At 41.1% G+C, this 22,106-nt stretch carries 16 protein-coding genes; 6 read left to right on the forward strand and 10 right to left on the reverse strand.

All coding sequences use genetic code 11. From position 1 onward, the window contains the following. Nucleotides 1-48 precede the first annotated feature (48 nt). The 5 genes from FNW02_RS00850 to FNW02_RS00870 form a co-directional block, all read right to left on the reverse strand. Entirely contained in the window at nucleotides 49-831 is a 783-nt protein-coding gene (locus FNW02_RS00850; protein WP_191756029.1) for a peptidylprolyl isomerase, read from the reverse strand. Nucleotides 832-1,531: 700 nt separating this feature from the next. After that, on the reverse strand, nucleotides 1,532-3,091 hold the full coding sequence (locus FNW02_RS00855) for an HlyD family efflux transporter periplasmic adaptor subunit (RefSeq protein ID WP_191755708.1): 1,560 nt from the start codon (nucleotides 3,089-3,091) through the stop codon (nucleotides 1,532-1,534). Between the two features lie 103 nt (nucleotides 3,092-3,194). Next, the gene (locus FNW02_RS00860; RefSeq protein ID WP_191755709.1) at nucleotides 3,195-6,275 is read right to left on the reverse strand and encodes a peptidase domain-containing ABC transporter; all 3,081 of its coding nucleotides are present in this window, start codon (nucleotides 6,273-6,275) and stop codon (nucleotides 3,195-3,197) included. 125 nt (nucleotides 6,276-6,400) lie between these two features. Next, entirely contained in the window at nucleotides 6,401-7,000 is a 600-nt protein-coding gene (locus tag FNW02_RS00865) for a helix-turn-helix domain-containing protein (protein ID WP_191755710.1), read from the reverse strand. Nucleotides 7,001-8,567: 1,567 nt separating this feature from the next. Then, the gene (locus tag FNW02_RS00870; RefSeq protein ID WP_191755711.1) at nucleotides 8,568-8,732 is read right to left on the reverse strand and encodes a hypothetical protein; all 165 of its coding nucleotides are present in this window, start codon (nucleotides 8,730-8,732) and stop codon (nucleotides 8,568-8,570) included. Nucleotides 8,733-9,031: 299 nt separating this feature from the next. Here FNW02_RS00870 and FNW02_RS00875 point away from each other — a divergent pair, with 299 nt between their 5' ends. Continuing rightward, the gene (locus FNW02_RS00875; RefSeq protein ID WP_191755712.1) at nucleotides 9,032-9,919 is read left to right on the forward strand and encodes a hypothetical protein; all 888 of its coding nucleotides are present in this window, start codon (nucleotides 9,032-9,034) and stop codon (nucleotides 9,917-9,919) included. Nucleotides 9,920-10,124: 205 nt separating this feature from the next. On the opposite strand, the gene FNW02_RS00880 is transcribed toward FNW02_RS00875, so the two are convergent. Beyond that, nucleotides 10,125-10,436, reverse strand: coding sequence for a threonine dehydratase (locus tag FNW02_RS00880; RefSeq protein WP_191755713.1), 312 nt, complete (start codon nucleotides 10,434-10,436; stop codon nucleotides 10,125-10,127). Between the two features lie 238 nt (nucleotides 10,437-10,674). After that, complete coding sequence (locus tag FNW02_RS00885; protein ID WP_191755714.1) at nucleotides 10,675-12,042, reverse strand: cytochrome P450; 1,368 nt, start codon at nucleotides 12,040-12,042, stop codon at nucleotides 10,675-10,677. Between the two features lie 150 nt (nucleotides 12,043-12,192). On the opposite strand from FNW02_RS00885, the gene FNW02_RS00890 reads away from it, so the two are divergent. The 4 genes from FNW02_RS00890 to FNW02_RS00905 all read left to right on the forward strand — a co-directional run bounded on the left by FNW02_RS00890 (nucleotide 12,193) and on the right by FNW02_RS00905 (nucleotide 16,240). Further along, entirely contained in the window at nucleotides 12,193-13,500 is a 1,308-nt protein-coding gene (locus FNW02_RS00890) for a cation:proton antiporter (RefSeq protein WP_191755715.1), read from the forward strand. A gap of 238 nt (nucleotides 13,501-13,738) precedes the next feature. Next, a complete protein-coding gene (locus tag FNW02_RS00895) occupies nucleotides 13,739-13,879 on the forward strand; it encodes a hypothetical protein (protein ID WP_191755716.1) in 141 nt (46 codons plus the stop codon). Between the two features lie 334 nt (nucleotides 13,880-14,213). Then, complete coding sequence (locus tag FNW02_RS00900; RefSeq protein WP_191755717.1) at nucleotides 14,214-15,044, forward strand: metallophosphoesterase; 831 nt, start codon at nucleotides 14,214-14,216, stop codon at nucleotides 15,042-15,044. Nucleotides 15,045-15,406: 362 nt separating this feature from the next. After that, complete coding sequence (locus FNW02_RS00905) at nucleotides 15,407-16,240, forward strand: metallophosphoesterase (protein WP_191755718.1); 834 nt, start codon at nucleotides 15,407-15,409, stop codon at nucleotides 16,238-16,240. Nucleotides 16,241-16,655: 415 nt separating this feature from the next. Here the strand turns inward: FNW02_RS00905 and gcvP are convergent, their stop codons facing one another. From gcvP to gcvT, 3 genes are all read right to left on the reverse strand, one after another. Next, complete coding sequence (gcvP, locus tag FNW02_RS00915; RefSeq protein WP_191755720.1) at nucleotides 16,656-19,607, reverse strand: aminomethyl-transferring glycine dehydrogenase; 2,952 nt, start codon at nucleotides 19,605-19,607, stop codon at nucleotides 16,656-16,658. Between the two features lie 140 nt (nucleotides 19,608-19,747). Further along, entirely contained in the window at nucleotides 19,748-20,140 is a 393-nt protein-coding gene (gcvH, locus tag FNW02_RS00920) for a glycine cleavage system protein GcvH (RefSeq protein WP_191755721.1), read from the reverse strand. 124 nt (nucleotides 20,141-20,264) lie between these two features. Then, the gene (gcvT, locus tag FNW02_RS00925; protein ID WP_191755722.1) at nucleotides 20,265-21,398 is read right to left on the reverse strand and encodes a glycine cleavage system aminomethyltransferase GcvT; all 1,134 of its coding nucleotides are present in this window, start codon (nucleotides 21,396-21,398) and stop codon (nucleotides 20,265-20,267) included. A 161-nt stretch (nucleotides 21,399-21,559) separates the two neighbouring features. Here gcvT and FNW02_RS00930 point away from each other — a divergent pair, with 161 nt between their 5' ends. Further along, nucleotides 21,560-22,057 carry a pentapeptide repeat-containing protein gene (locus FNW02_RS00930; protein ID WP_191755723.1) on the forward strand — a complete coding sequence of 166 codons (498 nt, stop codon included), beginning with the start codon at nucleotides 21,560-21,562 and terminating at the stop codon, nucleotides 22,055-22,057. Nucleotides 22,058-22,106 lie beyond the last annotated feature (49 nt).

The following is a 22,106-nucleotide window of genomic DNA, read 5'->3' on the forward strand; positions in this document are numbered from 1 at the left end:
TCTTAATTAAGAGTGGTTTTTTATTTTATCTTAGCTTTATGAGAGAAGTTAAGCCTGATTAAGCATTACTTTCGATGATTCAGAATTAATATTCTCAGTTAGCTTTGCTACTATTTCAACAGTAGCGACTTGTTGCTTTAACCAATTAGTAAATAAATCTCCCATAATTTGAAGACGTCGCTGCTCATCTAATTGAGGTTTAATGATTTCTTCAACGGCAATTATATGTACTCCTTTTAATGTAGTGATTGGTTTGAGAATCTGTGGAGGATTAGCAGAAAAAATCGCTGCTGCAAACTCTGGTCTTAAATCGCGGCGAAGACGGATACCTTTATATCCTCCAGCGCGGCGGGTTTCTGGATCTTGGATATATTGACGGGCGATTTCTTGGAAACTTATTTCGCCTTCTTGCAGAGCATAAAACAGTTCTAGAGCTAAGTCTTCATCATCTAATATTACTTCATAGGTTACTGCTCCAATGTAATCTAGTTGGTGTGCGTAAAAGAATGGTTCGACTTTATCTGCAAATAAATGATTTGCTAACTTGGCAGATAGTAAGTTGGTTTGGGCTATTACTTCAAAGTCATCTAGAGAAAGATGATATTTTCCTAACCATGCCCAAGTATCTTCTGCTTTGATAAGTTGGTTAGCTAAACGTAGGCTATCTGCTGCTTGTTGCAGTTCTTGTGTATCAATTTGAATTCCTGCTTTTTCAGCTTCATCTGCAATAACTTTTCGAGTGGCGATCGCTTCCAATATACTAGGGACTTGAAATGAGAGTTTGATATGGTAAAGAATATCATCAGGAGAAACAGTTAACACTTTGGACATCATCTAATTCCTCCACTTAGCAACCAGTTTTATCAGTGATACAAACAAGCTGTTTATAGACGACATTAATGTATATGTTTAGTCTTGATAAATACAGCTTCAACGGCTTTATTTAATATTAGCTTTAATACTTTATTTGGTAACAATTATAAAATATCTTTTTATTAAAACAAGTTTTTTATTTATCCATCAAAATATAGATGCAAATATTATATTTAATTATTTAAAATTAATAAAAAATTGACTTTTTATTAGAAATATTAGTAGTTTAGTATGCAGAATTTCGCCTCTGTAAGTATAAAGTTTATGGCGTATAAAGTCAGCGATCGCTAACCAATACAACTTGCATATTTTGTGAACTTGTAGGGATTTTAACAGTAAACAGTTGACTGTTGACTGTTGACGGTTGACAGTTAACCGTCAGCGGTTAACGAACCTCATGAGTGACTGTGCATTTAAAAGCGTAATAGCTTAATAACCCAAAGCAGATTAGTGGCAGGCGTTATTTGGCGGGTTTAAATCCCCCACCATACACCCCCAGAACTGATAACTGTTTACTGTTTACTGTTGACTGTTTCCGAGCATCAGTTATCAATGGTCAGTAGTAAATAAAACTGACCATTGACAATAGATACTGGTACAGCATGGCAAAAATAACTGTATTTTCAGCGTAGTGTACTAGCTAATTAATAACTAGTGATTAAAGCTCTAAACCACCTTTTTGCAACTTCTTAAACGGATCTAAGATAAAGTCGATAACCCGACGCTGGCGGATAATGACCTCTGCATTTGCTGTTTGACCAGCTGTTAAGGGGATGCGTCTATTGCCAATTTGGATATTAGGATTGTCTAGAGTAATATCCAACTCATAAGTTTCTACGCTGCTTTGGTTGCCTTGGCTATTAGTCTGAACTTTCGAGTTAGGTGAAATCCAACTGACGCGCCCTTCTACCACTCCATAATCTTGGAATGGATAGGCATCAAACTTGATTTTGACTGGCATTCCTACCTTTAAGAAACCACTTTGTTCGCTGGGCATCTGTGCCTTGAGAATCAAAGGAGTATTGGTAGGCGCAATTTGAGCAAGCATCTGTCCTGGTTCGACTACAGATCCAGGTTTTTGAATGGGCAACTCAAAAACCGTACCATCAATAGGCGATCGCACTACTCGTTGCTGTAATTGGAACTTGATGGACGCAATCTGGCTTCCGGTTTGAGCAATTTCTGATTGTAGGGATGTAATTTGTGATTGCACATCTTTGAGTTGCTCTTGATTTTTGAGTACCGCCAGTTTACCTGATTGAACCAGGCTTTGATAGCTGCTTTGTTGCTCTTGCAAGCGCAGTTTTGCTTGCTCAATCTCTGACTGGGCTTGACTCATAATCGCCTGATAGTTGCCGAATTGCTCTTGTAAGCGCAACTGGGCTTGTTTGATATTACCTTTAGCTTCTTCCAACGAGCTAAGACTTTCTTCTGCTGTCTTTTCCAGTTCCACAACTTTAGTTTGGGCAATTGCACCTTGCTTCAAAAGATCGCGATAGCGTTTGACTTCTGCTGCATCTCTGCTTAAACGACTGTTAGCTAACTTTTGAGCAACCTGGGTGGAATTGATATTCTGCCTAGCCTGCTCCACTAAGGCTTGTTTTTCTATTCTTTGTAAGAGATACGCACTCTTTCTAGCATCCAGGTTTTGCTGCGCTTGATTAACTTGGGCAATTTTTTCCAATTGTTGGGATTGGTTTTGTTGCTCTTGAATGTTGATTGTCAAGACAATTTGGTTTTTAAGTAGATCTAGTTGCGATCGCCGATTGATTAACCCTTCTAGTTTGGCTTGTGTCTGTTGCAGTTCTGAACGTAGAAGATCAGATTCCAGTTCAACCAAAACCTGCCCTGCTTTGACGGTTGTACCTGGTTTGACATTAACAGTAGTGACGCTACTAGTAACTGGACTATCCAATCTTTGGGTTGCTCCATTAGGTTCCATACGCCCTCTGGCATTTCCTGTTTCATCTACTTTAGAAAGCATCGACCAAGGTAAAACGATCGCAGCAAAACTAATCAGCAAATACAGCATGGAGCGAGTCCAAGCCTTTGGCAAAGCATCTAGAAGTTCTTCTGTGCCATAAAACCAATCATTGCTCTCAGCTTTTTTCTGTGTCCGAGGATGAATAACGGTACTCGTCGCGTCCTCAAACAGGAGATACTCATCCTGCGTTGGCGCAGGAGGCGCGTACGATGAATTTTGAGATATATGTGGCATGAGTCTATTGGGGATTAGGGATTGGGGATTAGGGATTGGGGATTAGGGATTGGGGATTAGGGATTGGGGATTAGCAAAATTCCTTCCCAGTCCCCAGCCCCCTTTAAGCTGTTTGAGCTAACTGTTGCTGGTTGAGATAGAAGTAATGACCTCTTTTGGTGATTAATTCATCGTGAGTACCGCTTTCGACTAATACACCGCGATCTAAAACCAAAATCAAGTCGGCATGACGCACTGTGGAGAGGCGATGAGCAATGATCAGGCTTGTGCGTCCTTGGAGGATTTTTTTGAGGTTGTTTTGAATAATTCGCTCAGATTCGGCGTCTAGATGACTGGTTGCTTCATCTAATACCAAGAAAGAGGGATTTCCTAACAAAGCACGTGCGATCGCTAACCGTTGGCGTTGTCCACCAGATAACATCCCGCCACCTTCACCAATTTGGGTTTCGTAACCCATCGGCATTTGTTTAATGAAGTCATCTGCTCCGGCTAGGCGTGCGGCTTCAATAACCTCTTCTAGAGTCGATTCTGGATGAGCAATGCTAATGTTTTCGCGAATTGTACCGCCAAACAAAAAGGTATCTTGATCTACAACACCGATTTGAGAACGCAGCGATCGCAAGGAAATATTAGTGACATCTTGACCATCAATCAACACTTTCCCGTCTGTCGGCGGATATAAACCCAAAATCAATTTGGATAAGGTAGTTTTACCAGAACCACTACGCCCCACAACCGCTACTGTTTGCTCAGCTTTGATTTCAAAACTGAGATTTTCTAGCACGTTAATATCACTTTCTGGGTGATAGCGAAAAGTCACATTATCAAAGCGAACTTGACCTTGCAAATTTAGTAAAGACTGGCGGGGTTGATGTTGTAAATCTTCTTCCGGTTCCGCTTCCAAAACATCATTAATCCGCTCTGTGGAAATAATCACTTCTTGCAATTGATTCCACAGCACTACAAGCCGTTGGAAAGGACGAATTACGTTGCCTAACAACATATTGAATGCAACTAATTGTCCAATTGTCAGTTGGTTTTGAATTACTAACCATGCCCCAAACCAAAGTAATCCTGTAGTTACTAGCGTTTCAATACTGGAACTGAAAACTTGCAGTTGATTACTAATTATCTGTCCACTAAAGGTTTTCTTAATGACATTATTCAGCAGTTCTTCCCAATGCCAGCGTACTGTCTGCTCAATTGCCATAGAGCGAATTGAGCGAATTCCTGTGAGGGATTGAATCAGATAACTGTTCTCTGCGGCTGCGGCACTAAAAACTTCGCGGCTGATGCGGCGTAAAAAAGGTGTGGCGACGAGTGCTAAAAGTACAAAAGGTGGCACGATCGCTAAGCTGAACAATGCCATTTGCCAGCTATACCAAAACATCAACCCCACATAAATAAACACTGTCAGCAAATCTAAAATGATTGACAGTGCTTCTCCAGTTAAAAACCGCTGAATTTTCTGATTTTCTTGGACGCGAGAGACAATATCGCCAACGTAACGCGACTCAAAGAAAGCTAAAGGCAAGCGGAAGGTATGTTTAATAAAACCGACCAACAGCGCGACGCTAATGCGGTTGGCTGTGTGATCCAGCAGATATTGTCGTAGTCCGTTGATGGCGACGCGGAACAACCCAAAAATCAGCAACCCTAAACCCACAGCGTTTAAAGTCAAGGTGCTACCTTGTACAACTACGCGGTCTAATAGCAACTGCGTAAATAAGGGTGTAACCAGTCCAAATACTTGAATCAACACTGAAGCAAAGAACACTTCTAGCAGTACTTGCGAGTGAGGTTTGACTAAATCAAAAAACTGCCAGAATGGTGTGATTGCTTCCTGGTTTTCTTTAAGCAAGGCTGTGGGTTGCAATAGCAACGCATAACCAGTCCAACCAGTTTTAAATTCGTTGTGGGTAAGGGTGCGTTGACCGATGGCGGGATCACCAACAATCACGTGCTTTTTATTGATTTCATAGACAACTATGTAGTGCTTGCCTTCCCAGTGAGCGATCGCTGGTAGAGATTGTTGTGCTAATTTATCAAGGCTGGCTTTCACAGGACGGGTAGTAAAGCCGATAGTTTCTGCGGCAGCTGTTAAACCCCGCATTGATGCCCCACTACGGTTGATGTTGGCAATATCCCGTAGGCGGTTGACACTAGAACGTTTGCCCCAATAGCGGCAAATCATCACCAAGCAAGCTGCTCCACAGTCTGAGGCGCTTTGTTGTTCAAAGAACGGATACCGTTTGGTTAGGCGTCCCCACCAATGCCGCGCTTTCACCGTTGGGCTGGGAAAGTAGGCTCGTTGGATCTTTTGCTTTGGTGTTGGATCGGGATCTGGCTGTGGAATTGGGTATTGGGTATTGGGTATTGGGTATTGGGAAGCACCTTCCTCGTTCCCAGTCCCCAGTCCCCAGTCACCAGTCCCTAGTCTCCGTTCCTGGAAGTCGATCAACTCTGCTAATTGCGGCCAGTGTTGTTGTGCTGTTTGCCAATTAGCATTTCTCAAACTGTAAGCGATCGCTGGTTGTGTTGCCTGCAAACTTCCCTGCTTTGGGTTTACATAGATGTTTCCAGGTGTCAATCTTCGCCCGTCAGAATGTAATAGCTCTCCGACACGCAGCAGCCAGAGCTTGGTATCTTTGGTGAGTTTGGCATTTAGAGAACCACTCTCTAAAGTGTGCCGCTCAAATAAGGATAGTGCTTTGAAAATCTCTTCTACAGATGCATTACGGGGAATTAGGGAGTTCTGGGAACAAAACAGCAGCAAATCCCAAAGTTCTGCACGTGCTAAAAGGCGATCGCGGATGCTCTGGGATGTGCGAATTAACTCTTGTAGCGCCTCTTGATTGAGATAACAAAGCTTTAAGTTTGCCGAAGCTCTAGCAACATAAGGACTGAATTTCTCTTCTGGAAATAGAGTCAATTCGCCAAATGATGCTCCAGGTAAAAGGGTGGTGATTAAGTTATTAGAGCTATCGAGCAGTCTAACTTTACCTGTAAGAATGATATAAATTCCTGGCTCAGATGTAGCTGCTTGCCAAAACTGCTTTGCTACTGCTGGCTCGACAATTTCCAGCGCTCTGAAACACCTGTCAAGTTCCTCGTCTGACAGCGACTCACCCAAGGTTTGGGTGAGTTGTTCAGCTAACTGTTGCTGGGAAAACGCTGACGGCATTTTCTTACCTCCAAAACTGTATTAAGCAAAATTGCATCCCAATTGCATACTTTTGCGTTAAGAAATTGTTTGTATTTACAAATGACAACTCTTACAAGAAATATGCAATTAAAATGCGTAACAGCTTAGTTATTGGTCTGAATCAAATTGAATGACCAATGCAAACTAGGTTCGGAGTTAGATTGCAAGTCGCCGATTGTAATCCCAGCATCCTTATTCTGGTCAGTTTGTTGTTGGCTAATGTTTTTGCGCTTGGTGGAAAGTCCCATTTGTTTAAGCAAGCGATTCACATGGCGATCGCTAATTTCAATGCCAAATTCATTTGCTAAATGTTTGCTTAACCATTGAGCTGTCCAGTAACCAAATGCATAGCCATATTCACGCGGACTATGGCTCACCAATTCTTTCAACCGTTCAATATATTCATTATTTACAGTTTTGGGTCTACCGATGGGTCGCTCATTCCATTTGTGCGCCAAACCTGCTTCTGCTATCCCAATCCAGTATCGCGCCATCTCTTGAGAACAACCGATGATTTCACAGATTTGGGTTTGAGATTTACCCATATCCGCCAGCAACATAATTTCAATCCGCCGACGATATTCTGGCTGTAAATTAGCTTGCAAGTTTTTCAGCAGTGCCTTCCGTTGAAAAGGCGTTAAAAACTTGCTTTCTTGGGTATCGTAGCTTTCAAAAATCTGATCTTGACTTAAATCTTGTGTCATAATTCTTACCAGTTGCCGTCAATTGCAAAATGTGGGCAAATGTTTCTATTGCAGCTGTTTTTAAATCCAAAAATATTAGGATTCACAGTGCAAAACTCATTAGTTTCAGAACGTTAATTAAAGATTTACATGATGTGCAACTAACACTGTTTTTTAACAGTAAACAGTAAACAGTAATCAGTAACCAGTAATCAGTCAAGTTAATTATGTTTAAGGATAACCACTATATCGGCGAGCACTGACAACTAAAAACTAATAACTGAAAGTCGATTAGTAGCAGGCGTTGCTTAACAGTTATCAGTCATCAGTTTTTTTCTGACCACTGTTTACTGTTTACTGTTCACTGTTCACTGTTCTAACCTCCTAGCTTTCTCAAAGTGTAGGAGAGTAGTCCTGCGTTAGCTTAGATTGTGATCCCTCAATATCCGACTTTAATTGGCATAGTCTAGAACACAGAGGTAATCCAAAAGTCTAAAGGACATCATGCAATTTTTTATTTTGTCCATCAAGCAAAATCTTTATTAAAGACTGCACTCCCAAATTGCGATAGTATCTAGCTCGCAAAAAGTAGTAAGCTCTAACAAAAGATGCATCAAACATAGCTGTTATGTTCCCTGATAATCAGCAATCACTGGTAAAACACTTAGAAGCAGTGAGCTACTCACTGGTTAATTCCAAGAAGCTGACAGACTTTGTACCAAGCTTGGTGCAGAAATAGTATTATTTGAGACTATTTCTACCTGGTTGATAATAACAGGAAAGTAATATATAGCCTGATAGTAGCTGTTATTTTGAGGATTTTACTGAACTCTACAATACAGGTTCATAGGTCAACCTCTCAGTATTTAGGTAGGTTAAGTTTTAATTACTAAAAAGAGGTTTCAACCTGTTCCAAAAACTGGAATCTAGAAGCAGCGAAGGTCAGGTATATGTATGAGTACAGCAAATTTACTTCTGACAGTAGCCTAACACTAATTATATTTTCATCAGCACCAGAGTGATAAATCTGAAGTTCTCTGGAAGAGAAATTCAACGGACAAGTGACAGTCTCTCACCCTTCATTTTAATCCACTGTTATTTATTTAAAAATTCTCCTACATTTAGCCAATATATTTTACTAAAAAGGAAAAATCTTTACTATATTTTGATAATAAGTTTATTAAAAAAATATAAACCAATTTTATCTCAAAAATAATTGCTTAGTTATTAATTTTTTTTTGCAAAACATTAACTGCAAATTCAAAATATTTATAATCTCAAATAACAAAATAGTAGCTTGATGTTTAATCTATTACTGCTTGCTTAAAAACACAATCTATTTGATAAATACTTAACAAGTTTACATCTATCTATAGTGGTAAAACTAGATATATGGAAGTATCTGAACAGATTTTATATATCAGTATCTATCTTTAGTATGAAAATAATATAGCAGTCCTATGTGAGTTGTAAGAATGAACAAACAGCCTTCTCTATGAGACCAAGGTGTAGCTTGCTTAAGCGTAGGGGTATCACAGCCTTTTGTAGAGAAGAGAATAAGCGCCAATAAAGACAAAAATAATCTCCTTCACCATCGGGAAATGGCTAACGACAAGCTGTAGTCACAAGTGGAAACTAAATCAGGAACCATAACCTCTGGAGTCCCCGGAGGTTTTTTTTCTAAATGCGATCGCACACGCATACAATTCCTTTGTAAAGAGGATATTTGACGACTCCTACACGTCTCGTGCATTTGATACGCTGTTATGCATTTAAATTGCACATTACCTCGATATTAAGGTTGACTGTTAACCGTTAACTGGCAACAGTTAACAGTTAACAACTACAAAGAGTAGTTAGTTTAAATTTTCCTAGATTACCACTAGTTAAGGCAATTCCTCAATATCTTGAGCAAAGTACAACAGCAGGTAGAAACACAACGCTCAAGGCTTTTCGCCTTTGGGTGCAACAGCAGATAAAATTTATTTAAAGGAGAAATTTATAGTAAAGTAATTGCAGCCTTAACAGCAAATAAATCAAGTTGCGGAAGCTATGATCAAACCAATTCGCATTCTTTTGCAGACTACGATTTCTACAACTGAAGATGACTGGAGCATTATTCGTTTCTCACTGTTACAGGAATATCTGGCATCTGTTAAAGATGAAGTGGGGTCATTGTTTGAAGTTACAACCCGCGATCGCAAATCAAATGCAGAGGGTAATGACCCAGTTTTGAGTACACTAGATAAATCAGATTTCGACGAACTTTGGCTGTTTGCTTTAGATGTTGGCGATGGTTTAACTGAAAAAGATATTGCTGGTATTAATGCTTTTCGACGACGTGGCGGTGGTATTCTGACGACACGGGATCATCAAGATATGGGTTGTTCGATGTGCGGTTTAGTTGATATTGGTGATGTTCACTATTTCAACACCAAAAATTTCGACCCTGATGATTCTCGTTGGTGTCGAGATGATCCATATACAACTTATATTTCTTGGCCTAACTATCATTCGGGAGCTAACGGCGACTATCAAAAAATTACCCTAGTCGAACCTGTTCACGAACTATTGAAAAATCCTAATTCACCTTCTGGGTTCATCGAATATTTTCCAGCACATCCTCACGAGGGTGGTATTGGAGTGCATCCAAGCAACCTCAACGCACAGGTGATTGCATTGGGAAACAGTTTAGTTACAGGTCGTGACTTCAATTTGGTCGTTGCGATCGAACATTACACAGATGCACATGGTAATCTACTAGGCCGAGCAATAGCTAACTCCAGTTTCCATCACCTAGTAGATTACAACTGGGACATTGAAAAAGGCTGTCCTACATTTGTAGATGAACTACCGGGAAATGGTATGAAACAAGAGCCACGCGCCTTAGAAGATATCAAGACTTATGTGCGTAATGTCGCTTTATGGCTAGCACAATAAAATAGACTTCTTGCATGAATCAGATTATAAACTGTTAAACAGATAAGCTTCTCATTCCTCTTTGCGTGAATCTGAAAATTCTGATTTTAAAATATTTGTGCAAGAAGTCTAATATCCAAAATGTGAATTAACTCACATTCGCAAGAATAGCTTTCATTTAACTAATTAGGAGTAAACGATTGTACTACTTGCTTCATGGCTTTTTTTAGTTCTTTTTCACATCACGAGCCATGTTGATATAGTAGTCTTCAATTTTGGCATTAGAACGGCGGCGGGTAGTCGTCGGAGTTACAGGAGTTGTATTCTGAACCGTTTCGCTTAACTGTTTAGCCGAAGTTTGCTTTATACCCTGCGCTTCATCAGATTGCAAAAAATAACCAGGTTTGGTAAATCCGAATACCCCAGCAAAGAAGCCAAAGAAATTTCTAGCGAAATTAGAAAAACTGGTGAAAATAACTGAAAAAAAGGCTTCCAAACGAATGAAAGAATTGCGAAGAATTTGAGTTATACGAAGCATAGCGACCTCTACTATTACCTGTTATCTTGATGACCTACTTCCATGATAATATGCATTACTTTCAATATTCTGTGCCAATAGATTGAAAGCCATGATGTTAAGCATTTACTTAGGACTGAAAACTAATAATCCAAAGCCGATTAGTGGCAGGCGCTATCTAGCGGGTTTAAATCCCCCACCATACCTCTTGATAACTGATAACTGTTTACTGTTTACTGTTTACTGTTTACTGATTTAATTACGCCTCCACAGATATTTTCACCTTTTGCCGTTGACTAGTTGCAACCAACCACTTACCACCTGAAGGCGCTAAAGTGATGCCTCGACGTGTAGGTTTCACTTGATAATTATCAATTAATGCCAATTCCATCTGTGACAACACCGTCACCAATACTAGTTTCATTTCAAACATGGCAAATGCCATTCCCAGACAGCGGCGATTACCACCACCAAAGGGTAAATATTCATACTGTGAATATTGCCGTTCTAAGAAGCGCTCTGGCTTAAACTGCTTCGGTTCTGGATATAAATCTGGGCGGTGATGAGTTAAATATATACAAGATGATAGTAATGTCCCTGGTTGAAATTCATAGCCCATAATTTCGATTGGAGACTTAACAATACGAGGTATGGTGAGCATTATAATTGGGTAAATGCGTAGCGTTTCTTGGCATACTGCTGTTAGATAAGGCAAGCGAGAAACTTCATTCCAATCTGGATTCTCACCAACATTATCTAACTCAGCCAACAGCTTTGTCCGTACTTCTGGCACATGGTGAATCCAGTATAAAGCCCATGTCAGCCCGGAAGCTGTAGTTTCGTGACCAGCGACTAATAGAGTCATTAACTCATCGCGTAACTCTACATCCGTCATTGGCTCACCATTGTCGTCACGTGCCGACATCATCAACGAAAGGATATCACTTCGAGATGGATTTAGGTGATCTCTGCGTTCCTGAATCTCTGTGTAAATTAGTTGGTCTATTTGCCGCATTTGATGCAAAAATTTTCCCCAAGGACTCCACGTACCCCAATCTACTTGTAGTGCAGGAAAAAACATCATGGAAGCACGTAAAGGTGAGCCAGATAAATCAAGCACGGAACTTAAGAGTTCTTGTAACTGTGTAAAACGTTCTCCTTCACGTAGACCAAATACAGCTTGTAAAATTACCTTGAGAGATATTTCTTGCATGGAGTCACGAACAGAAAAAGCTTCGCCGATTTTCCAACCATTGATGACTTGATTTGTAATCTTAGCAATAACTTGACCATAGGCTTTCATCCGTTCGCCATGAAAAGGCGGAGTCAACAACCGCCGCTGACGTTGATGAGATGCGCCAGACAGCAATATCAATGAATTGTCTCCCAACAAAGGTTGTAAAAGTTGACTTGACCCTCTAGCGTCTAACTGCTCTAATTGAGCCGTAAAAATCTGCTGAATAGCTTGGGGATTACTAAATAAGACCATTGGCTTATTGCTAGTTAACCATAACGTAAAACAGTCACCATGCGCTCTTGCAGTTGTTTCCAGTAGTTGTAAAGGGTTAAAAACCCACTGAAGTGACTGTGTAAATTTTGATTTTTGTGGACTATCTGGGAGTTTCATAACAAATACTCCAATGGTTACTATTTCACTAACCTAACAGAGTTAGAAATAAACGTGAAATATTTTTACTAAATCTATCTTTAGATATTTTTGATACCAAGCGATCGCAACTAGACTTGCGAAGCAGGCTTTTTTTTAATGTGTATTGCTATGCATGTAAATATCTATATTATTGACCTATTGGTTATTGGCACACTCTTGCTGATGGTTACATTAGGCTCAGGCTGGATTTCTCGATTACCTCTTTCTTTTGCTATTATCTACCTAGTGGTTGGTGTTTTGTTAGGCCCTTATGGCTTTGGGCTGATTCAATTACGTCGAGATGATGTATTTAACGCCGAGTTGCTAGAGCGTATAACAGAATTTGTAGTAATTGTTTCTGTGTTTAGCTGCGGGTTAAAAATTGTTCGCCCACTTAGTTGGAAGGATTGGAGTATCACAACGCGACTCATTGGATTGTTGATGCCAATTTCAATTTTTGCTCTAGCTATTGTGGGTAAATTGTTTTTAGGAATGAATTGGGGAGAGGCTATTTTATTAGGAGCAATTCTTGCACCAACTGATCCAGTGTTAGCCTCAGAAGTTCAACTAACTGATACTAACGACCAAGATGAGTTACGCTTTGGTTTAACTTCTGAAGGTGGGTTAAATGATGCTTTAGCTTTTCCATTTGTTTATTTTGGTATTTATGCATTAAAAGATAACAACTGGAATAACTGGCTGAAACAGTGGATTTTGATTGATTTGATTTGGGCGATTGCAGCTGGCATTGTTATGGGAATTGTTGTCGCTAAAGCAGTAGTTTGGCTCGACAAAAAAATCCAAAAACGCCGCAAAGCCGATGAGTTGATGGAAGATTTTGTTGCCATTGGTACAATTTTGCTAACTTATTCTTTAACAGAAATAGTTAATGGTTATGGTTTCTTGGCAGTATTTGTTGCTGGGTTAGTTGCCCAACGCAGTTATAGAAATCTTGAGAAGCCACTAGCTCAATTAGGATTTGTTGAGCGGATTGAAAAACTGTTAGAAGTTGGAACAATCTTGTTACTAGGCTCAATATTATTATTCAAGCCAATACTCAATTATGGTGCTCAATCCTTGTTAGTACTTCTTTTATTATTCTTGGTAATCCGACCTGTCGGAGCCTGGATTAGCACAATTGGTGTACGTCATTTCAACTCTCGCCGCCGCAAGTTACATCCAGCGACTCGCTGGTTATTTGGTTGGTTTGGTATTCGCGGTGTAGGCTCTTTATATTATCTTGCCTATGCGTTTGGTAATGGCTTAAAAGGTGAAGCTGCGGAACAAATCGCCTGGATTACTTATACCACTATTATAGTTTCTGTAGTCATACATGGAATAAGTTCAACACCATTAATGACTTGGTATGAACATAAAATTGCCGGTCAAGCTAATGCTAATCCACCTGCTACAATTGATGAAGATCAAAATATATAATCAATAATCAATAATTCCTAAGCTCATCCCACCCCTAAATGAGAATGGGATTTCACGTTGACAGTTGACAGTTGACTGTTAACCGTCAACATAATTCGTAATTGATAATGACGCTCAAGGTCTCGCTACCGCTACGAAGCGCGTAATTCGTAGTTACAATCAACTTAGAATTGAACTCACCACTCTCTTACTTTGCGCTGATTGAAGACCACAAAGCCATGCAGATTTGGTGGGGGCTATGACACGAAGTAATTACGAATTACGAATTACGAATTACGAATTAGTAATTATTTGGTCAACTGTTAACTGTCAACAGCCTAAAAAGGCGTTTTTCATCACCTACCGAGAAGGAATGGGTTTTCCCGACGCCTTTTTATAATTTAAATAAGTGTTAGCTCTGAACTCTCCAGGCTCATTAAAAATCAGCGTGGGAACAAGACTCATTCTTTAATTATGAATCATGAATTAATAATTAATTAGGTATAAGTACGCCAACATGGGTTATGTCTTGTTAGAAGCGATCGCACTCAAAACAAAGGCAAGTAGCATATTTAACATAAATGACTAAATTTACATCAAATTTAAATTAGCACAAATACATTTAAATCTATAGCTTTAATGAAATTTTGAAGAATTTACTTTAGTCGCTACAGGAAATCGGATAATTTTTCGTTAAGCTGTAAGCGCTATGATTGAAGATTATCGAATACCTTATGCACTCGTTGTTATCTGGGCCGTTGAGTACACAAAGATTAACGGTTAAGATTGCAGGGTTGCCTACATCATTACAAGGTAAAAAGCTTGTGCAGATGTCAGATTTTCATTATGATGGTTTGCGACTGTCAGAAGAAATGTTAGAAAATGCGATCGCAGTTAGCAACCAAGTAAAACCAGATTTAGTCTTATTAACTGGTGACTACATAACCACAAGCCCCACACCAATTCATCAACTAGTACTACGACTCAAACATCTGCACAGTCGCGCTGGTATTTATGCCATACTGGGCAACCATGATATATATTACACACACTCCAAAGCGGAAGTTACAGCAGCTCTGAATAACATTGGGGTTAACGTTCTTTGGAATGAAATTGCCTATCCACTCGGAAAAGAATTGCCACTGATAGGATTAGCAGACCGTTATTCAAAGGAATTCAATCCTGCATCAGTAATGAATCAGTTAGACCCCGCTATACCTCGTATTGTTTTATCCCATAACCCGGATACTGCGGAGATATTGCAAGCATGGCGAGTCGATTTGCAATTATCTGGTCATACTCACGGGGGTCAAATCGTGATTCCTGGAATCGGCCCTGTGGTAGTTGTTTACAAAAAAATAATGCGAAAAATACCCTTAAAAATACGGCGTCGCATACCATTTTTACGAAGAAATTTTTCTGTTGTCCACCATTGGGAATGGGCACAGGGTTTACATCAATTAGGAAAAAATCAGTTATATGTCAATCGTGGCTTGGGAACTTATCTTCCCGGTCGTTTATTTTGTCGCCCAGAAATTACTATAATTACGCTACAAAGTGAGTAATACTAATTCGTAATTCGTCAGAAAAAGCTTGAGCCAAGCAATTTACAGTGCGTTACACAGTTTATAAAAAGGCGTCAGGAAAACCCATTCTTAGAAGGAATGGGATGAAAGACGCTTTTTTGGGTCGTTGACAGTTGACGGTTAACAGTTAACAGTCAACATGAAATCTCATCACCTTTTAGGAGTAGGATGAGCTTAAGAAATAATACATCTTTTCCTAACTAGGTATAATTTTGTATCAGAATTTCAACCAATACATTTATTTCATTTAGATTCTATGACAGAAATTGTTGCAGTTGCTCAAGATATATTTTAATTTTTGGTAAGCTGTAAGCGCTGGTATGAGGAGTGTCAGTTACTATATGCACTGGTTGTTTACAGGACATTTAAGAGTCGATAAAATAACGGTTAAGATTGCAGAACTTCCAGCATCTTTACAAGGTACAAAGCTGGTGCAGTTGTCAGATTTTCACTACGATGGTTTGCGACTGTCAGAAGAGATGTTAGAAAAAGCGATCGCACTTACTAATGAGGTTGAACCGGATTTAGTTCTATTAACTGGTGATTACGTAACTGACGATCCCACGCCAATTCACCAACTAGTTCTTCGACTCAAACATCTGCAAAGTCGCTATGGTATCTATGCCGTACTGGGCAACCATGATATACATTACAGCCACTCCCAAGCAGAAGTTACAGCAGCGTTAACTAGTATTGGGATTCATGTACTTTGGAATGAAATCGCTTACCCCCTAGGAAAAAAATTACCGTTAGTAGGACTAGCTGATTATTGGTCAAGGGAATTTCATCCCGCAACAATCATGAATCAATTAGAACCTAACATACCCCGCATAGTTTTATCTCACAATCCAGATACAGCCAAGATATTGCAACAATGGCGCGTAGATTTGCAATTATCTGGTCATACCCACGGTGGTCATATTGTGATTCCAGGCATTGGCCCTCTAGTAGTCTATTACAAAAAACTGCTGAAACAAATTCCCAAAAAACTGCGATGTTGGGTGACGTTTTTACTAGGAGACTGCTCTAAAGTAGTGCGATATTGGGAGTGGGCACAGGGATTCCATCAGGTAGAAAAAAACCAATTATATGTCAATCGCGGCTTAGGAACTTATCGCCCAGGACGCCTATTTTGTCCACCAGAAGTTACTGTAATTACGTTAGTTAATTATTGACCAAAACAATTGTCAATTCGCAGTGACGCTCGTTCCGACGCTATCCCTACTGCTGCGCTGTCATACATCTTTTTCTTGTCTTTCAGCAGCAAAGACAAGGAAAAGATGCAATCGTCGCCGCCCACCTTATATCCCACCACTAACCAGAGTACAGGTAAGCATGGAGAATGAGGGCGCAAATTAGTTAAAACACCTAACTTTCCACTTCATGTTTAACAGTTATCAGTAAACGGTAAACAGTTATCAGTCAAGATAATTGGGTTTAAGTCCCCTACTATATCAGTGATCACTTCCAACTAAAAACTAATAACTGAAAGTCAATTAGTGGCAGGCGCTATCTGGCGGGTTTAAATCTCCCACCATAAGCCTTGATAACTGTTTACTGTTTACTGTTTACTGTTTACTGTTTACTGATTTAATAAGCGTCCATTGGCAGACAAGAACAAACAAAATTTCTATCGCCAAAAGCTGAGTTAATGCGGCCAACAGCCGGCCAGAATTTATGTTCACGAGTCCAAGGCGCAGGGTAGGCAGCTTGTTCACGAGAATAGGGATGATGCCATTCTCCAGCAATAAGGCTTTCGGCAGTATGGGGTGCATTCTTCAAGAGATTATCTTGAACATCCACCTTGCCTGATTCAATTTCAGCGATTTCGGCTCGGATAGCAATCATGGCATCACAAAAACGATCCAACTCTTGCTTAGATTCGCTTTCTGTAGGTTCCACCATGATTGTACCCGCCACAGGCCAGGAGACAGTCGGCGCATGGAAACCGTAGTCCATGAGACGCTTGGCAACATCATCGATTTCAATGCTCGCAGATTTTTTGAGCGATGGCGAAGCGCCTCGCAAGCTACGCAAATCCAAAATGCACTCATGGGCAACTAAAGCATTTTTCCCTTTATATAGAACGGGGTAGTAAGGTTCAAGTCTCTTAGCAATGTAATTAGCATTGAGAATTGCCACTTTAGTTGCTTGCGTCAAACCAGCTGCACCCATCATGACAATGTACATCCAAGAAATTACCAAGATGCTGGCACTACCCCAAGGTGCAGCAGCAACAGCACCAATATGTTGGGTATTGGGAATTTCCTTCTTCCTAGTCCCCAGTCCCCAGTCCCCAGCCCCTAATACGGGATGTCCGGGGAGAAATGGCACAAGATGGGAAGCGACGCCAATGGGCCCCATGCCAGGGCCACCGCCACCATGAGGGATACAGAAGGTTTTGTGTAGATTCAAGTGACAGACATCCGCGCCAATATCTCCAGGACGGCAAATTCCCACTTGGGCATTCATATTCGCCCCATCCATGTAAACTTGGCCACCGTGGGCATGGACAACAGCGCAGATTTCTTGAATTTGCTCCTCAAAAACACCGTGAGTTGAAGGATATGTCACCATCAAGGCGGCGAGTTCGTTGCTATGTTTTTCTGCCTTAGCTTTTAGGTCATCAAGGTCAATATTACCTTCTAAATCACAGGCAACCGCCACTACCTTCATCCCGCACATCACCGCACTTGCGGGGTTTGTCCCATGTGCTGACTGGGGAATTAAACAGACGTTGCGGTGTGCTTCACCACGACTTTCATGATATTGGTGAATCACTAAAAGCCCTGTGTATTCGCCTTGAGAACCAGCATTTGGTTGCAGAGAAATTCCCGCAAACCCGGTAATTTCAGCTAACCATGCCTCAAGTTGCTGAAACAGGATTTGATAACCCCGCGTTTGAGACAGGGGAGCAAATGGATGAATCTTGCCGAATTCCTCCCAAGTCACTGGGATCATCTCAGATGTGGCATTTAACTTCATCGTGCATGATCCTAAAGGAATCATCGATGTAGTTAAGGACAAGTCTTTAGTTTCTAGTTTGTGCAGATAACGCAACAACTCAGTTTCGGAGTGATAGCGGTTAAAGACGGGGTGAGTTAGGTAACTGCTTTGACGAGAGAGGGAAAGAGGGGAGTAAGTTAACTCTTCTATGGTGAAAGGTAAATCGTCTGTACCTGCGAAAATTTGCCAGAGGTCAATTAAGTCTTCTAATGTAGTAGTTTCGTCTAGTGAGATGCCGACGGTAGTTGTGTCAAAAATCCGTAGGTTAATATTTCGTGCTTGACAAGCTTCAAGAATTGCTTCCAATTTATGTGTTCCCAATTCCACCCGCAGCGTGTCAAAAAAATTCTGGGAACTTATCTCATAACCCAGGCGCTTCAATCCTTCTGCCAAAATTAAAGTTAATTGGTGGATTTTATCAGCAATTTTCTTCAATCCATCTGGGCCATGATAGACAGCGTACATACTTGCCATCACCGCCAGCAGCACTTGTGCTGTACAGATATTACTGGTGGCTTTATCACGGCGAATGTGCTGTTCGCGGGTTTGCAAGGCGAGACGCAATGCAGGTTTCCCGAAGGCATCCTTTGATACACCCACGATTCTCCCTGGAACCTGCCGTTTATACTCTTCTTTCGTGGCGAAGTATGCCGCATGGGGCCCTCCAAACCCTAACGGAATACCGAACCGCTGGGTGCTACCTACAGCAATATCAGCGCCAAATTCACCGGGGGGTGTTAGCAAAGTTAGGCTTAAGGGATCTGCTGCTACCGTCACCAATGCACCCTCAGCATGGGCTTTTTCTATAAAAGCGCGGTAGTCGTAAATGATGCCGTCACTTGCAGGATATTGCAAGACTGCACCGAAAATTGGTTGATCAAAATCAAATGTCTGATGGTCATCAACAATAATGTTAATCCCCAGGGGTTTAGCCCGTGTTTGCAACACGTCGATGGTTTGGGGATGGCAGTCACGAGAAACAAAATAGGCATTTGCCTTATTTTTGCAAACGCCGTAACTTAAGCTCATCGCTTCCGCTGCTGCTGTGGCTTCATCGAGTAATGAAGCATTGGCAATTTCCAAACCTGTGAGGTCGATAATCATTGTTTGGAAATTTAGCAGCGCTTCTAGTCGTCCTTGGGCAATTTCTGGTTGATAAGGGGTGTATGCAGTATACCAACCAGGGTTTTCTAGAATGTTTCGCCCAATTACGGGTGGGGTAATACTGTCGTGATATCCCATACCAATAAATGAGCGGCAAACCTGATTTTTCGCAGCAATTTGTTTTAACTTTGCTAGTGCTGCATACTCACTTTGTGCTTCTGGTAACTGTAGCGGTTTATTCAGCCGAATCGCCTGCGGCACTGTTTGGTCAATGAGGGCATCTAAACTGGAAAAACCTAATACCTCAAGCATTCGCTGGATGTCATTTGAGTTAGGCCCAATGTGCCTTTGCGTAAAATCACTAAACTTTTGACCTTTTTCGTCTAGCACTTGGCGATCGCTAGACTTAGGAATAGAGGCGTAAGATACCACAAATTCAACTCCAGACGCAACTATTTCATATTTTGCAACAAAAACTAGGGATTGGGGATTGGGGACTGGGAAGATATTGAATAGGTGAACAAGAATAATTGTTAGTTACCTCCCCTGCCCCCCTGCCCCCTACCTCTTCTCTACTCCCCTTCCACCTGAGCGCGGTACTCATCCGCTGTCAAGGCGTCCTCAACTTCACCAGGGTCATTGACGCGCACTTTCAAGAACCACCCTTCGGCGTAAGGGTCATCTGCTACTTGTTCAGGAGATTCAATCAAGGTTTCATTGCGTTCGATGACTGTACCAGTTACGGGCGAACTCAGGCTTTCAACGGCTTTCACTGATTCAATTGAGCCAAAGGTTTCTCCCTTAGTTAGAGCGTCGCCAATTTCTGGCAGTTCTAAAAACACGACATCGCCCATTTGGTCTACGGCAAAATCAGTAATGCCAATAGTGGCAATCTCGCCATCTATCCTGACATATTCATGAGTATCCAGGTATCTTAAATCCTGAGGATATTCAAAAGACGACATATTATTTCCTCTCTCGTATCAAAAAACTTATCACCCCAACAGTAATTGTGGTCATATTTGGTAATTAACCATACTGTAGATTGAGTAACTCACAACACATTATCCTCAAAAACTTCGATGGTTATCAGTTAGTGACACGATTTTTTGAGCGATAAAAGGGACGTTTAACTACAACTGCTGGGTAAGCTTTGCCACGAATTTCTACTTCTAGCTGCTGACCAACACTCGCTAGCTGGGTGGGAACGTAAGCTAAGGCAATGGGATAGCCAAGTGTAGGCGATACAGTACCACTGGTAACTTCTCCCACGATTTTACCTGCGGATAGAATTTGGTAGCCATGACGGGCAATGTTGCGTCCTTGAGTTTGCAAACCTACGAGTCGGCTTTGCACCCCATCGGTTTTTTGCTGTGCCAAAACTGCCCTACCAATAAAATCACCCTTGGTGTCCAAGTGAACCAGCCACCCTAAACCTGCTTCTAAGGGAGTGGTGGTGTCATCGATATCTTGCCCGTAAAGTGCCATTGCTGCCTCTAAGCGCAGGGTATCTCTCGCACCCAGTCCACAAGGGATGACACCAGCATTATGGAGTTTTCGCCACAATTCTACCCCGACATCTGGATCTACCATCACTTCAAAGCCATCCTCTCCGGTGTAACCTGTACGGGCAATGAAAGCTGGTTTATCTAGTACTGTTGCTTGGAGGTGTCCGAATGCTTTGACTGGTTGTAAGTCTTCTTGCACCAAGGTTTGGAGATATTTAATTGCTTTTGGCCCCTGCACAGCAATTAAAACTTTATCTGGCGAAATATCTTGAAATTGCACCTCATCTAGGTTGAGATGTTGTAATAGCCATGCTTTGTCTTTACCCGTGGTTGATGCATTGACTATAATTAACGCCTGCTGTATCCCAGTATCTTCACCTTGGTAATAGACAATGATATCGTCAATAATTCCCGCTTGGGGATTCAACAATACGGTGTATTGCGCTTGACCGGGTTGCAATCGACTCAAGTCTGAAGGCACTAAAGGCTGGAGTTGGGAAATGAGGTTTTTACCTTGGAGGGTAAATTTGCCCATGTGGGAAATATCGAACATCCCGGCTGTATTTCTGACAGCCTCGTGTTCGCGGCTAATGCCACTAAATTGTACGGGCATTTCCCAACCGCCAAAGCTGGTAAGGCGTGCTCTGAGTTCTACACCCAGTTGATATAAAGGAGTTCGCGCCAAGGATTGGATGATTTCTTCTTGATTAGCCACAGGTAATTTTGCGATCGCACCTCAACATCTATCTATCCTACGGGATGCTAGCAAAAGATGAAGGCTCAAGGCTCAAGGCTGAAAATTTCACACTTTATACTTCAGCCCAGTGAGGTTTAATAGTTAATGATGCAAGTGTTGAGTTTTGTTAAGAAAACATTATGAAATATGGACGACTACTAGCTAGCTTTGTTTTAGCTATGGTTCTTTTTTTGTTTCCTCTATCGGCGCAAGCTGCAAGTTCATCTAGTATTACCCGTTCTGCTGGTAATGATGAATTCAAAGGCAAGGATTACTCTGGTCAAAATTTAGTTGGCACTGAGTTTACCAATGTCAATCTAGAGAATTCCAACTTTAGCAATGCTGACTTACGCGGTGGTGTATTTAACGGTAGTGTCTTGGAGGGAGTAAATCTGCATGGTGCAGATTTTAGTAATGGCATAGCCTATCTAGCAAGGTTTAAGAGCGTTGATTTAAGTGATACAGTTTTGACAGATGCAATGATGCTACGTTCTACTTTCGATGATGTTAATATCACGGGTGCTGATTTCACGAATGCAATTTTAGATGGACAGCAGGTGAAAAAGCTCTGCGCTAAAGCAAATGGTGTGAATTCTAAAACTGGTGTCGATACTCGCGAGTCTTTAGGATGTAAGTAAAATCTTACCCCCTCTCTTTTTATCACTGGAGAGGGGGATATTGTTTTTA

It is taken from the genome of Komarekiella delphini-convector SJRDD-AB1 (assembly GCF_014831675.1).
Lineage (GTDB): Bacteria > Cyanobacteriota > Cyanobacteriia > Cyanobacteriales > Nostocaceae > Komarekiella.